Origin of the sequence: Serratia entomophila (genome assembly GCF_021462285.1) — a bacterium.
GTDB lineage: Bacteria > Pseudomonadota > Gammaproteobacteria > Enterobacterales > Enterobacteriaceae > Serratia > Serratia entomophila.
Map to the genome: position 1 here is coordinate 2,220,486 of NZ_CP082787.1, position 14,093 is coordinate 2,234,578.

General features: G+C 59.2%; 14 protein-coding genes. 13 read left to right on the plus strand and 1 reads right to left on the minus strand.

The annotated features are described in order from the left end of the window. Positions 1-5: 5 nt before the first annotated feature. Positions 6-2,393 (plus strand): phenylalanine--tRNA ligase subunit beta, encoded by a 2,388-nt coding sequence (gene pheT, locus KHA73_RS10910; RefSeq protein ID WP_234590839.1) that lies wholly within the window; start codon positions 6-8, stop codon positions 2,391-2,393. Positions 2,394-2,397: 4 nt separating this feature from the next. After that, positions 2,398-2,694: an integration host factor subunit alpha gene (gene ihfA / locus KHA73_RS10915; RefSeq protein WP_004943604.1), complete on the plus strand. Its 297-nt coding sequence runs from the start codon at positions 2,398-2,400 to the stop codon at positions 2,692-2,694. A gap of 187 nt (positions 2,695-2,881) precedes the next feature. Here ihfA and KHA73_RS24545 read toward each other — a convergent pair whose 3' ends face one another. Next, positions 2,882-3,013 (minus strand): hypothetical protein, encoded by a 132-nt coding sequence (locus tag KHA73_RS24545; protein ID WP_261082595.1) that lies wholly within the window; start codon positions 3,011-3,013, stop codon positions 2,882-2,884. Positions 3,014-3,249: 236 nt separating this feature from the next. On the opposite strand from KHA73_RS24545, the gene KHA73_RS10920 reads away from it, so the two are divergent. The 11 genes from KHA73_RS10920 (at position 3,250) to arnF (ending at position 14,005) form a co-directional block, all read left to right on the plus strand. After that, complete coding sequence (locus KHA73_RS10920; RefSeq protein ID WP_234590840.1) at positions 3,250-3,675, plus strand: DUF2502 domain-containing protein; 426 nt, start codon at positions 3,250-3,252, stop codon at positions 3,673-3,675. Between the two features lie 174 nt (positions 3,676-3,849). Beyond that, positions 3,850-4,857: a vitamin B12 ABC transporter permease BtuC gene (gene btuC / locus KHA73_RS10925; RefSeq protein WP_234590841.1), complete on the plus strand. Its 1,008-nt coding sequence runs from the start codon at positions 3,850-3,852 to the stop codon at positions 4,855-4,857. Positions 4,858-4,900: 43 nt separating this feature from the next. Further along, positions 4,901-5,452, plus strand: a complete 552-nt coding sequence (locus KHA73_RS10930) for a glutathione peroxidase (RefSeq protein WP_234590842.1) — start codon at positions 4,901-4,903, stop codon at positions 5,450-5,452. A 6-nt stretch (positions 5,453-5,458) separates the two neighbouring features. Continuing rightward, positions 5,459-6,214 (plus strand): vitamin B12 ABC transporter ATP-binding protein BtuD, encoded by a 756-nt coding sequence (gene btuD, locus KHA73_RS10935; protein WP_234590844.1) that lies wholly within the window; start codon positions 5,459-5,461, stop codon positions 6,212-6,214. Positions 6,215-6,605: 391 nt separating this feature from the next. Beyond that, positions 6,606-7,760: a UDP-4-amino-4-deoxy-L-arabinose aminotransferase gene (gene arnB, locus KHA73_RS10940; RefSeq protein ID WP_234590846.1), complete on the plus strand. Its 1,155-nt coding sequence runs from the start codon at positions 6,606-6,608 to the stop codon at positions 7,758-7,760. Then, positions 7,747-8,727, plus strand: coding sequence for an undecaprenyl-phosphate 4-deoxy-4-formamido-L-arabinose transferase (gene arnC, locus KHA73_RS10945; RefSeq protein ID WP_234590848.1), 981 nt, complete (start codon positions 7,747-7,749; stop codon positions 8,725-8,727). Before arnB ends, arnC begins: the two co-directional genes overlap by 14 nt. Next, positions 8,727-10,709 carry a bifunctional UDP-4-amino-4-deoxy-L-arabinose formyltransferase/UDP-glucuronic acid oxidase ArnA gene (gene arnA, locus KHA73_RS10950; protein ID WP_234591249.1) on the plus strand — a complete coding sequence of 661 codons (1,983 nt, stop codon included), beginning with the start codon at positions 8,727-8,729 and terminating at the stop codon, positions 10,707-10,709. The genes arnC and arnA overlap by 1 nt, the downstream gene beginning before the upstream one ends. Next, positions 10,706-11,611 carry a 4-deoxy-4-formamido-L-arabinose-phosphoundecaprenol deformylase gene (gene arnD, locus KHA73_RS10955; protein WP_234590849.1) on the plus strand — a complete coding sequence of 302 codons (906 nt, stop codon included), beginning with the start codon at positions 10,706-10,708 and terminating at the stop codon, positions 11,609-11,611. The genes arnA and arnD overlap by 4 nt, the downstream gene beginning before the upstream one ends. Further along, entirely contained in the window at positions 11,608-13,275 is a 1,668-nt protein-coding gene (arnT, locus tag KHA73_RS10960) for a lipid IV(A) 4-amino-4-deoxy-L-arabinosyltransferase (protein ID WP_234590850.1), read from the plus strand. The genes arnD and arnT overlap by 4 nt, the downstream gene beginning before the upstream one ends. Then, positions 13,272-13,616, plus strand: coding sequence for a 4-amino-4-deoxy-L-arabinose-phosphoundecaprenol flippase subunit ArnE (gene arnE, locus KHA73_RS10965; RefSeq protein ID WP_234590851.1), 345 nt, complete (start codon positions 13,272-13,274; stop codon positions 13,614-13,616). The genes arnT and arnE overlap by 4 nt, the downstream gene beginning before the upstream one ends. Next, on the plus strand, positions 13,613-14,005 hold the full coding sequence (gene arnF / locus KHA73_RS10970) for a 4-amino-4-deoxy-L-arabinose-phosphoundecaprenol flippase subunit ArnF (protein WP_234590852.1): 393 nt from the start codon (positions 13,613-13,615) through the stop codon (positions 14,003-14,005). Before arnE ends, arnF begins: the two co-directional genes overlap by 4 nt. Positions 14,006-14,093: the final 88 nt, after the last annotated feature.

Below are 14,093 nucleotides of genomic sequence, written 5' to 3' on the forward strand. Positions count from 1 at the left end.
ATCACATGAAATTCAGTGAACTCTGGTTGCGCGAGTGGGTAAACCCGGCCATCAGCAGCGAAGCATTATCCGATCAAATCACCATGGCCGGCCTGGAAGTGGACGGCGTGGAGCCGGTCGCCGGCGCCTTTAACGGCGTGGTGGTGGGCGAAGTGGTCGAGTGCGGCCAGCACCCGAACGCCGACAAGCTGCGCGTGACCAAGGTCAACGTCGGCGGCGATCGCCTGCTGGACATCGTCTGCGGCGCGCCTAACTGCCGCACCGGCCTGAAGGTGGCGGTGGCGACCGTGGGCGCCGTACTGCCTGGCGACTTCAAGATCAAAGCGGCCAAGCTGCGTGGCGAACCTTCTGAAGGCATGCTGTGTTCGTTCTCCGAGCTGGGTATTTCCGACGATCACGACGGTATCATCGAGCTGCCGCTGGATGCGCCGATCGGTACCGATATCCGCGACTATCTGCAGTTGAACGACAACACCATCGAAATCAGCGTGACGCCAAACCGCGCCGATTGCCTGGGCATTCTCGGCGTAGCGCGCGACGTGGGCGTACTGAACCAGGTAGCGCTGACCGAGCCGGACATGAGCCCGGTAGCCGCCACCATCGACGCCACTTTGCCAATCCGCGTCGATGCGCCGCAGGCGTGCCCGCGTTACCTTGGCCGCGTAGTGAAAGGCATCAACGTCAAAGCCGCCAGCCCGCTGTGGATGCGCGAGAAGCTGCGCCGCTGCGGCATCCGCTCCATTGATGCGGTGGTTGACGTCACCAACTACGTGCTGCTGGAACTTGGCCAGCCAATGCACGCCTTTGACCTGAGCCGCATCGAAGGCGGTATCGTGGTGCGCATGGCTGAAGAAGGGGAAACCCTGACGCTGCTGGACGGCAACGAAGCCAAGCTGAATGCCGACACCTTAGTGATCGCCGATCATCAAAAAGCGCTGGCGATGGGTGGCATCTTCGGTGGCGAACATTCTGGCGTGAACGACGAGACGCAGGACGTGCTGCTGGAGTGCGCCTTCTTCAGCCCGCTGTCGATTACCGGCCGCGCGCGCCGTCAGGGTCTGCACACCGATGCTTCCCACCGCTATGAGCGCGGCGTTGATCCGGCGCTGCAGTATAAAGCGATGGAGCGCGCGACGCGTCTGCTGATCGACATCTGCGGCGGCCAGGCCGGCCCGGTGATCGATGTTACCGATGAAAACCAGCTGCCTAAGCGCGCCACCATTCTGCTGCGCCGCGAGAAGCTGGACCGCCTGATTGGCCACGTGGTGCCGAGCGAGCAGGTGAGCGACATTCTGCGCCGTTTGGGGTGCCAGGTGACCGAGCAGGGCGATAGCTGGTTGGCTGTCGCGCCGAGCTGGCGTTTCGATATGGAAATCGAAGAAGACCTGGTGGAAGAAGTAGCGCGCGTTTACGGCTACAACAATATTCCGGACGTGCCGGTACGCGCCGATCTGGTGATGACCAAGCACCGCGAGGCCGATCTGACGTTGAAACGCGTGAAAACCATGCTGGTTGATCACGGTTTCCAGGAAGCTATCACCTACAGTTTCGTCGATCCGAAGGTGCAAGCGCTGTTGCACCCGGGCGAAGAAGCGCTGATCCTGCCAAGCCCAATCTCGGTTGAAATGTCCGCTATGCGTCTGTCGCTGTGGACCGGCCTGCTGTCTGCGGTGGTGTATAACCAAAACCGCCAGCAAACTCGTCTGCGCCTGTTCGAAAGCGGCCTGCGCTTTGTGCCTGATACTGCGGCAAATCTGGGTATCCGTCAGGATGTCATGCTGGCGGGCGTCATCGCCGGCCACACTCACGATGAACACTGGGATCTGGCGCGCAAGCCGGTCGACTTCTATGATTTAAAAGGGGATCTGGAATCTGTTCTGGAGCTGACCGGTAAATTATCCGAAATTCAGTTCCGGGCCGAGGCCAATCCGGCTCTGCACCCGGGGCAAAGTGCGGCGATTTATTTACAGGGTGAACGCGTCGGTTTCATCGGTGTAGTTCATCCGGAACTTGAGCGTAAACTGGATCTTAACGGCCGCACAGTGGTGTTCGAACTGGAGTGGAACAAGGTCGCAAGCCGCGCCGTGCCTCAGGCGCGGGAGATTTCTCGCTTCCCGGCAAACCGCCGCGATATCGCTGTTGTAGTGGCTGAAAATGTCGCCGCAGAAGATATTTTGGCGGAGTGTAAGAAAGTTGGCGCAAATCAGGTAGTTGGCGTAAACTTGTTTGATGTGTACCGTGGCAAGGGCGTGGCAGAGGGTTATAAGAGCCTGGCTATCAGTCTGGTATTGCAGGATACCGCTCGTACACTGGAAGAAGAGGAGATAGCCGCTACCGTTGCAAAATGCGTAGAGGCTCTAAAACAGCGATTCCAAGCATCCTTGAGGGATTGAACCTATGGCGCTTACTAAAGCTGAAATGTCAGAACACCTGTTTGAAAAGCTTGGGCTTAGCAAACGGGATGCCAAAGACCTGGTGGAACTGTTTTTCGAAGAGGTCCGTCGGGCTCTGGAAAACGGTGAACAGGTAAAACTGTCAGGTTTTGGCAACTTTGATCTGCGTGACAAGAACCAACGTCCGGGGCGTAACCCGAAGACCGGCGAAGACATTCCGATTACGGCGCGCCGCGTGGTGACCTTCCGTCCAGGTCAAAAGCTGAAAAGTCGGGTGGAGAACGCCAGCCCGAAAGAGTAAGTGACGTAAAACCAAAAAAGGCCGCTTCTGCGGCCTTTTTCTTTGGTGGGCTAAAATTCGGTTTATTCCTAATCAGGATCCACCGCAATATAATTTGGCGTTAATCTTATTCCCAAAAATAAAACCCATCGTGATACGGATTATTCTTATATCAGGTTTATTAAAACTTAATATCTCCACTTGTTAATCAATAATGGTTGTAATGATGGCCCGGGCCACCGCCACGGTGGCCGCCGCCCCAGTGCGGGCCATAGCAGCAGGCGCTCAGCGCGGAGCTCAGTACGACAAGGGCCAACAACAGTCCAATGCGTTTAATCATGATAATAATGCCTCTCTGGTGGGTGTCGGCTTAATGATAAATAGCTTCGCCGCGCGCGGGCGTCAGTTATTCGTTAAGCCTTGTTAGCGGTCATAATAATTAAACGCCCTTCAAAAGAGTGTATGAATTATGTAAGGGAGCCGAAAACAATCTGAAAATAGGCATTGGCGAGATAGGCGGCAAATAACCGCACTGTTATAACCACGTCAGCAAGAAAATAAAACGAGAGTGCAAAAATGAAAAAAATCCTGTTGCTGGTGTGTTTACCGCTGTTGCTGCCGGTGGCGGCGCAGGCCGATGTCTCCATCGATATCAACGTGCCGGGCGTTTCGCTGCACCTGGGGGACCAGGATCGGCGGGGCTACTACTGGGACGGCTACGACTGGCGTCCGCCGCAGTGGTGGCATGCTCACCAGGGCCGCGGCTTCGGCGAGCGCAACGAGCACGGCATGTATTGGGATGGCGGCCGCTGGCAATCTTCCCCGCCGCGCGGTTATGAGCACCGGGGGGCTGAACGTGGCGGCAATCCGTTCCATGGCGATCGCGACAGCCACGATAACGGTAATCGTCACGACGATCGCGATGGTGATAACGGGCGTGGTCACGATAATCGTGGTAATGGCCGGCCTTACCCGCAAAATGGCCATGACTCGCATCGTTAATTGAGTGTCCGGCGGCGGGTTTTGCCATCACCTGAGGGTGGCGGGCAGAGCCAGCCGCCGTTTTCCTGCACGGTTGCATACGCAATGCTTCCCCTAACGGCGTTAACCCCCTAATATTCGACCCAGACGTCATTATTCGGCCGCGTTCGCGGCCAGCAGGGAACCGCCGCATCTATGCCGACCAGCCAGACCTTTACCCTATTGCTGCACGATCAGCGCCATCGCGACAAGCGCCATCTGGCGCTGTTGACCCTGGGCATGGCCGTGGCCTTTGTGGTTAGCCTCAGCGCCGGCGACCAGTGGATCTGGCCGTCTGAGTGGTTCAGCGAGCAGGCGCAGCTGTTTGTTTGGCAACTGCGTTTGCCGCGCGCGCTGGCGGTGATGCTGGTGGGCGCCAGCCTGGCGGTGGCGGGGGCGGTGATGCAGGCGCTGTTCGAGAACCCGCTGGCGGAACCCGGCCTGCTGGGGGTGGCGAACGGCGCCGGGGTGGCGCTGGTGCTGACGGTGTTGCTGGGCAACGGCCTGCTGCCGGTGGCCCTGATGAGCCTGAGCGCCATCCTCGGCGCATTGATCATGACCTTTCTCTTGCTCGGTTTTGCCCGCCGCCGGCGGTTGACCAATGCACGCCTGCTGCTGGTCGGGGTGGCGCTGGGCATTGTTTGCAGCGCGGTGATGACCTGGGCGGTATATTTCAGCTCCAGCCTCGATCTGCGCCAGCTGATGTACTGGATGATGGGCGGCTTCGGCGGGGTCGACTGGCGGCAACAATGGCTGGTACTGGCGCTGCTGCCGGTACTGCTGTGGCTGTGTTGCCAGGGCAGAGCGCTGAATTTCATGGCGCTGGGCGAAGTGCAGGCGCGTCAGCTCGGGCTTTCGCTGCATCTGTGGCGCAACCTGCTGGTGCTGGCGATCGGTTGGCTGGTGGGCGCCAGCGTCGCGCTGGCGGGGGTGATAGGCTTTGTCGGTTTGGTGATACCGCATATGCTGCGCCTCGGCGGCTTGACCAATCAACGCTATCTGCTGCCGGGCTGCGCCCTGGCCGGCGCCGGGGTGCTGCTGGCGGCGGACGTGATCGCGCGCATCACGCTGCTGTCGGCCGAGCTGCCAATCGGCGTGGTCACCGCCACGCTGGGCGCACCGCTGTTTATCTGGTTGCTGATCCGGGTAAAAAGCGTAAGGTAGATTTTCTGTTTCTCCCGCCAATAAAACCAGAGGATGAGATCTGATGAGTCAGTCAATTTATAGCCTGCCGTTGCAAACCATCGAAAATCAAAACACGACGCTGGATGCCTATCAGGGGTCGGTGCTGTTGGTGGTCAACGTGGCCTCGGAATGCGGTTTGACCAAGCAGTATGAAGGCCTGGAAGCGCTGTACGAAACTTACCGCTCGCAGGGCTTTGAGGTGTTGGGCTTTCCGTCCAATGAATTTTTGGGGCAGGAGCCCGGCAGCAATGAAGAGATCCTGGCGTTTTGCCGCGGCACCTTCGGCGTGCAGTTCCCGATGTTCGCCAAGATAGAGGTGAACGGCGAAAACCGTCACCCGCTGTACCGGGCGTTGATTGCCGCTCAGCCACATGCGCAGGCGCCGGAGGGCAGCGAGTTTTTGGCGCGCATGACCAGCAAGGGGCGAGCGCCGAAGCAACCCGGCGACATTCTGTGGAACTTCGAAAAATTCCTGATCGCCCGCGACGGCACGGTGATCCAGCGTTTCTCGCCGGATACGACGCCGGAAGATCCGACGCTGGTGGCGGCGGTCAAACAGGCTCTGGCAGGGTAAGCAGGCATGTTGCAACTCGCTCAGGTTGGGGTTCAAGGGCGCCTGGCTCCGTTTTCAGCGCAGATTGGCGCCGGGGCGCAGGTGCACCTGATTGGCCCGAACGGCGCCGGCAAAAGCACGCTGTTGGCGCGGCTGGCCGGCATATTGCCGGGCATGGGCGAGGTGCGGTTGGCCGGGCGAGAGCTGGCCGCCTATCAGGGCGGCGAACTGGCGCTGCATCGTGGCTACCTTAGCCAACAGCAGCCGCCGGTCGCCCTGATGCCGGTCTTTCAATATTTGGCGCTGCACCGGCCGGCCGGCGCGGCCGAGACTGCCGTGGAAAGCGCCATTCTCTATCTGTGCCAGCGGTTAAAGCTGATGGACAAACTGCCGCGCATGCTGACCCAATTGTCCGGTGGCGAATGGCAGCGGGTGCGGTTGGCGGCGGTGCTGCTGCAGGTATGGCCGAGCGTTAATCCGCACAGCAAACTGCTGCTGCTGGACGAGCCGACCAACAGTCTGGATGTGGCGCAAAAAGTGGCGCTGGACCGTTTGTTGAGAGAATTTTGCCAGAGTGGTCGCAGTGCGTTGGTTTGCGCCCATGACCTGAACCATACTCTGCAACAGGCCGATTGGGTATGGCTGCTTCACGCCGGCCGGCTGGCGGCGCAGGGCGCCACGACTGACGTTATGGAACCGGCGCTGCTGTCCTCTGTTTATGATGTGGATTTCCATTTGCAGGCGGTAGGGGATCAGCGTTGGATTATGACCAGAACGGCATAGGGTAATCGTCGCTTAAACGAAAATTAAACATAGTTGATATAAATAGCCGAGTAATGGCCGGCTATTATTTCGATTTCATCTCGTTTCTCCCCTGTTTCTCTTGAAAACCGTCAATGACGTGCTACGCTGTTGTTGTTGCAAATAAAATAAGTAAGTAATTATTTATAACTATAATCTATTGATTTAGCGATCAATTATAAAATGATGATGATGGCGCCTACCTATCAGATAACCCAACTGATAATAAGTCTCGTCTTAAGGTTTAGTTAAGCTTGCCGCCGTACATTGTGAGTTAATCCACCAGGAACGATTTTCTCTGGCGTTTAATATTCGTTAAATAAAAGAGTTTTACAGTGTCATTAAACGATGTCCGATACGTTTGGGGTTAACTATGGATCAATTTTTACCTTTCTCTCGCCCGGCGATCGGCGATGAAGAAATCGCGGCGGTTGAAAAGGTATTGCGTTCCGGCTGGATCACCACCGGGCCGCAAAATCAGCAGTTGGAAAGCGAGTTTTGCTCTACCTTCGGCTGCAAACACGCCATTGCCGTTTGTTCCGCCACCGCCGGCATGCACATCACCCTGATGGCGCTGGGGATTGGGCCGGGCGATGAAGTTATCACTCCCTCGCAAACCTGGGTTTCCACCCTCAACATGATCGAACTGCTCGGCGCGACGCCGGTGATGATTGACGTTGATCGTGAGACGCTGATGGTCAACGCCGCCGCTGTCGAAGCCGCCATTACGCCGAAAACCAAAGCCATAGTGCCGGTGCACTATGCCGGCGCGCCGCTGCAGATGGACGCGCTGCGCGAGGTGGCCGAACGCCACCAGCTCCCGCTGATCGAAGACGCCGCCCATGCGGTGGGCGCTCGGTTCAACGGCGAGTGGGTAGGGGCGCGCGGCACGGCGATTTTCTCTTTCCACGCGATAAAAAACCTGACCTGCGCCGAAGGGGGGCTGATTGCCACCGACGACGACGCGCTGGCGGATCGCGTGCGCTGCCTGAAGTTCCACGGTTTGGCGGTGGACGCCTTCGACCGCCAGCAACTGGGGCGCAAGCCTCAGGCTGAAGTGGTGGAGCCGGGCTACAAATACAATCTTTCCGATATTCACGCGGCGATCGCGGTGGTGCAGCTGGCGCGTTTGCCGCAGCTTAACGCCCGCCGTCAGGCCCTGGCGCAGCGCTACCTGCGCGCACTGGAAGGCTCACCGTTCCAGCCGTTGGGGCTGCCGGACTACTCGCACGATCACGCCTGGCATCTGTTTATGGTGCGCGTCGACGCCGAACGCTGCGGTATCGACCGCGACCAGCTGATGGAGCGTCTGAAAGAGGTGGGCATCGGCACCGGGCTGCATTTCCGCGCCGCGCACACGCAAAAATTTTATCGCGAACGTTACCCGCAGCTGTCGCTGCCCAATACCGAATGGAATTCGGCGCGGCTATGCACCTTGCCTTTATTCCCCGATATGACCGACGCCGATGTTGATCGCGTGGTCGATGCCTTGTCTTCTGTTGTGGAGTCTTTACGTGTCTCGCGTTGAACCGATAAAAAAAGTGTCGGTGGTTATTCCGGTATACAACGAACAGGAAAGCCTGCCTGCTTTGCTTGAACGTACCACCGCCGCCTGTAAACAATTGTCGCAACCCTATGAAATCATTCTGGTCGATGACGGCAGCAGCGACAATTCCGCCGAGATGCTGACCGCCGCCGCAGAACAGCCGGGCAGCCACGTGGTCGCCGTGTTGCTGAACCGCAACTACGGGCAACATTCGGCGATCATGGCCGGTTTCAACCAGGTGACCGGTGATCTGGTCATTACGCTGGACGCCGATCTGCAAAACCCGCCGGAAGAGATCCCACGCCTGGTCAGCGTGGCGGAAGAGGGCTACGACGTGGTGGGCACCGTGCGCGCCAACCGTCAGGACTCCTGGTTCCGCAAAAGCGCCTCCCGCATCATCAACATGATGATCCAGCGCGCCACCGGCAAATCGATGGGGGACTACGGCTGCATGCTGCGCGCCTACCGTCGACATATCGTAGAAGCGATGCTGCACTGCCACGAACGCAGCACTTTTATTCCGATTCTGGCGAACACCTTCGCCAGACGTACCACAGAAATTGACGTGCGCCATGCCGAGCGCGAGTTTGGCGATTCCAAATACAGCCTGATGAAGCTTATCAACCTGATGTACGACCTGCTCACCTGCCTGACCACCACGCCGCTGCGTTTGCTTAGCGTGGTGGGCAGCGTGGTGGCGCTTTCCGGTTTCGTACTGGCGCTGGTGCTGATTGCGCTGCGCCTGCTCCTCGGGCGGGAATGGGCTGCCGACGGGGTGTTCACCCTGTTCGCGGTGCTGTTTACCTTTATTGGCGCCCAGTTCGTCGGTTTGGGTCTGTTGGGAGAGTACATCGGCCGCATTTATACCGACGTGCGCGCTCGTCCCCGTTATTTTGTTCAGAAAGTGGTCGGCGATCAGCAGGCCCACAATACTCAGGAAGAAGAATGATGAAAGCTATTGTATTTGCTTACCATGATATTGGCTGCGCCGGCCTGAAAGCGCTGACTGAGGCAGGTTATGACGTGCAAGCGGTATTCACGCATACTGACGATCCTGGTGAGAACAACTTCTTCTCCTCTGTGGCGCGCGTTGGCGCCGAACTGGATCTGCCGGTCTACGCACCGGAGGACGTTAACCACCCGCTGTGGGTTGATCGCATTCGCCAACTGCAGCCGGACGTGATTTTCTCCTTCTATTATCGCAACCTGCTGAGCGACGAAATCCTTTCGCTGGCGCCGCTGGGCGGCTTCAACCTGCACGGTTCACTGTTGCCGCGCTACCGCGGCCGCGCGCCGGTTAACTGGGTGTTGGTGAACGGCGAAAGCGAAACCGGCGCTACGCTGCATAAAATGGTCAAACGTCCTGACGCCGGCGACATTGTCGGCCAGCGCAAAGTGGCGATCGCCGCGGAAGATACCGCGCTGACGCTGCACAAAAAAGTGCTGGAGGCGGCGCAAGGCCTGCTGAAGGAAGAATTGCCGAAGCTGAAAAACGGCACCGCCGCGTTCACCCGGCAGAACGAAGCCGAAGCCAGCTACTTTGGCCGCCGCACCGCGGCCGACGGTGAGATCCAGTGGCATAAATCCGCACGGGAAATCAATAATCTGATCCGTGCGGTCACCGAACCTTACCCGGGCGCGTTCAGCTATCTCGGCCAGCGCAAGCTGATCGTCTGGCGCTCCCGCGTGCTGGAAACCCAGCACGACAAGCAACCGGGCACCGTGCTGAGCACCGTGCCGCTGGTTATCGCCTGTGGCGAAGGCGCGCTGGAGATCGTCGCCGGGCAGAATGAAAGCGGTCTGTATGTGCAGGGCAGCCGCCTGGCGCAGGAAATGGGCATCGTTACCGACGTGCGCCTGGCCGCCAAGCCGAATGCCGTGATGCAGCGCCGCACCCGCGTGCTGATCCTGGGGGTTAACGGTTTTATCGGCAACCACCTGACGGAACGCCTGTTGCGTGATGACCGTTACGATATCTACGGCCTGGACATCGGCTCCGACGCGATCAGCCGTTTCCTCGATAACCCGCGCTTCCACTTTGTGGAAGGGGATATCAGCATCCACTCAGAGTGGATCGAATACCACATTAAAAAATGCGACGTGGTGCTGCCGCTGGTGGCGATCGCCACGCCGATCGAGTACACCCGCAACCCGCTGCGCGTATTCGAGCTGGATTTCGAAGAAAACCTGAAGATTGTCCGCGACTGCGTGAAGTACAACAAGCGCATCATCTTCCCGTCCACCTCTGAAGTGTACGGCATGTGCGACGACAAAGAGTTCGACGAGGACCACTCGCGCCTGATCGTGGGGCCGATCAACAAGCAGCGTTGGATCTACTCGGTTTCCAAACAGCTGCTGGACCGGGTGATCTGGGCCTACGGCGCCAAAGAAGGGCTGAAGTTCACGTTGTTCCGTCCGTTTAACTGGATGGGGCCGCGCCTGGATAACCTGGATGCCGCGCGCATCGGTTCATCACGCGCCATCACCCAGCTGATCCTCAACCTGGTGGAAGGTTCGCCGATCAAACTGATGGACGGCGGGGCGCAAAAACGCTGCTTCACCGACATCAACGACGGCATTGAAGCGCTGTTCCGCATTATCGAGAACCGTGACGGCCTGTGCGACGGCCAGATAGTCAACATCGGCAACCCGACCAACGAAGCGAGCATCCGCGAGCTGGCGGAAATGCTGCTGGAAAGCTTCAACCGCCATCCGTTGCGCGACCGCTTCCCGCCGTTTGCCGGCTTCAAGGACGTCGAAAGCAGCAGCTACTATGGTAAAGGCTATCAGGACGTCGAACACCGTACGCCGAGCATCAAAAATGCCCGCCGTCTGCTGGGCTGGCAGCCGACGATCGAGATGCAGCAAACCGTTGCCGACACGCTGGACTACTTCTTGCGGACTACCGTTCAGGAAGGTAAGGGTGCATGAAGAAAGTCGGTCTGCGAGTTGACGTAGATACCTTCAGCGGCACCCGGGAAGGGGTGCCGCAGTTGCTGGATCTATTCGAGAAGTACGGCATACAGGCCAGCTTCTTCTTCAGCGTCGGGCCGGACAACATGGGGCGCCATCTTTGGCGCCTTTTGCGTCCGAAATTCCTGTGGAAAATGTTGCGTTCGAACGCCGCCTCACTGTATGGCTGGGACATTCTGTTGGCCGGTACCGCCTGGCCGGGGCGCAATATTTCACGCGCGCTGGGGCCGTTGATGAAGCGTACCGCCGAGGCAGGCCATGAAGTGGGGCTGCACGCCTGGGATCATCAGGGCTGGCAGGCCAACGTCGGCCGCTGGTCGGAGGCGCAGCTGACGCAGCAGGTCCAACGGGGGGTTGACGCCCTGAACGCCAGCACCGGCCAGCCGGTCAGGTGTTCCGCGGTGGCGGGATGGCGGGCGGACACGCGGGTGCTGGAGGTGAAACAGCGCTTCGGTTTCCATTACAACAGCGACTGCCGCGGCACCCATCCGTTCAGACCGGTGCTGAGCGACGATCGGCTGGGCACGGTGCAAATCCCGGTGACGCTACCGACCTTTGACGAAGTGATCGGCAGCGAAGTCAGCATGGCCGATTTCAACGACTACATCCTGCGCGCGATTGAAAACGATCGCGGCGTACCGGTTTACACCATTCATACCGAAGTAGAGGGCATGTCGCAGGCGGCGATGTTCGAACAGTTATTGCAACGGGCGCAGCGGCAGGGCATCGAATTCTGCCCGCTGAGCGCGTTGCTGCCGCAGGATTTGGCGTCATTGCCGTTGGGCCGCATCAAGCGCGCTCCTTTCCCCGGCCGCGAAGGTTGGCTGGGTTGTCAAACTGATGTGAAGGACGATTCATGAAGGCGCTAAAAGGATCCTGGGCCATTTTGCTGGCCGTTTTTTTTGCTCTGGTGTATTTGATCCCTCTGAATGGCCGGCTGCTGTGGCAGCCGGATGAAACCCGCTATGCCGAGATCAGCCGCGAAATGCTGCAGCGCGGCGACTGGGTGGTGCCGCACCTGCTGGGGCTGCGTTATTTTGAAAAGCCGGTGGCGGGTTATTGGTTCAATAACGTTAGCCAATGGCTGTTTGGCGACACCAATTTTGCGGTGCGTTTCGGTTCGGTATTCAGTACCGGCATGACCGCGCTGTTGGTGTTTGCGCTGGCGATGCTGATGTGGCGCAATGCGCGCCGCGCCTGCCTGGCGGCGCTGATTTTCCTGTCGATGGTGCTGGTGTTCAGCATCGGCACCTACAGCGTGCTTGATCCGATGATCGCCCTGTGGCTGACGGCGGCGATGGTCAGCTACTACCTGACGCTGAAGGCCACCTCGGCCACCGGCAAGCTGGGCGGTTATGCGCTGCTGGGCCTGGCCTGCGGCATGGGCTTTATGACCAAAGGCTTCCTGGCGCTGGCGGTGCCGGTGATCGCGGTGATCCCAATCGTTATCCAGCAAAAGCGCATTAAGGATCTGTTGCTGTTCGGCCCGGTGGCGATCCTGGTCGCGCTGCTGCTCAGCCTGCCCTGGGCGCTGGCCATTGCCCAGCGCGAGCCGGACTTCTGGAACTATTTCTTCTGGGTGGAGCATATCCAGCGTTTCGCGGAAGATAACGCGCAGCATAAGGCGCCGTTCTGGTACTACATCCCGGTGCTGATGGCGGCGGTGCTGCCCTGGCTGGCATTGCTGCCGGGCGCGCTGCTGAAAGGCTGGCGTGAACGCGTTCAGCGCCCGGAGCTGTTCTTCCTGCTTAGCTGGGTCGTGATGCCGCTGATCTTCTTCAGCATCGCCAAGGGCAAGCTGCCGACCTACATTCTGCCGTGCATGGCGCCGCTGGCGCTGCTGATGGCGGCCTATGCCGAGGACTACGCCGCGTCGCTGCGCAGCAAAATGTTCAGGGTCAATGCGCTGTTGAACGGGCTGTTCGGCCTGATCTGCGTGCTGGCGCTGGTGGTGCTGGGCTCCGGCCTGCTGCCTAAGGTGCATTTGTTCACCGCACAGGAATGGCCGAAGATTGTGATTGGCATCGTCGCCTTCGGCGGCTGGCTGCTGTTCGCCGTCGTCTCCGCCGGTGACAACGCGCGGCGGTGGCGCTGGGCGGCGGCTTGTCCGCTGTTGCTGTGCCTGCTGATCGGTTATGCCATCCCGCAACAGGTCACTGACTCCAAGCTGCCGCAGAACTTCATTCGCGTTAATATGGCGGAGCTGGGGAACAGCCGTTATGTGCTGACCGACAGCGTAGGGGTAGCCGCAGGGTTGGCCTGGGAGCTGAAACGCAGCGACGTGCTGATGTACAGTCAAAAAGGTGAGGTTGCCTACGGCCTGGAATATCCGGATGCCAAAGACCACCTGATCGGCGATGCCGACTTCCCGCAGTGGCTGGCGCAGGCGCGCAAGCAGGGTGATGTCTCTCTGGTGCTGCAGCTGTCGCGCGGCGAAAGCATCGAGCAACAGCATCTGCCGACGCCTGACAAGGTTGAGGTGATGAATCGCCTGGCGCTGGTCTGGTATAAACAACAGCCATGATCGCTTTTCTGTTGGTGGTCGTGGTCAGCCTGCTCACCTGCGGTGGGCAGCTGTGCCAGAAACAGGCGGCGCAACGCTGGCAGCAGCCGGACGCGCAGCGGCTGAAGAGCACGCTGCGCTGGCTGACGCTGGCGGTACTGTTGTTGGCGCTCGGCATGGCGGTGTGGCTCAATGTGTTGCAGCGTTTGCCGCTCAGCCTGGCCTACCCGATGCTCAGCTTCAACTTCGTGCTGGTGACGCTGGCGGCGCGCTGGCTGTTTCATGAACCTACCACCGCGCGCCACTGGTGTGGCGTGGCCTCGATTATGCTGGGGATCCTGTTGATGAGCGTGCACGCATGAAGGGCTACGCCTGGGGCTGCGCCAGCGTACTGCTGGTGACGCTGGCGCAGCTGTTGATGAAGTGGGGCATGGCGCAAATCCCGCTGATGTCGTTCGCCGACGTTACGCCGGCGCTGCTGGGCGATTACGGGTTGCCGCTCCTGGCGGTCAGCGGCGGTATCTTCGGCTATGCGCTGTCGATGCTGTGCTGGTTCTTCGCCCTGCGTTACCTGCCGCTTAACCGCGCTTATCCGTTGCTTAGCCTCAGCTATGCGCTGGTCTATCTGGCGGCGGTGATCCTGCCGTGGTTCAACGAATCCGCCACCCTGCTGAAATCCCTGGGTACGTTATTCATCCTGTTTGGCGTGCTGTTGATTAACAGCAAGCCCGCATCAAAAACCCCCGAATAGGGCGAATACCGGCGTTAATGCTATTATCTCCTTCTCAGCGCTTGCCTTTTTCCCTGCGCGGGAGATAAATTAACGCCAAATAGCGCTC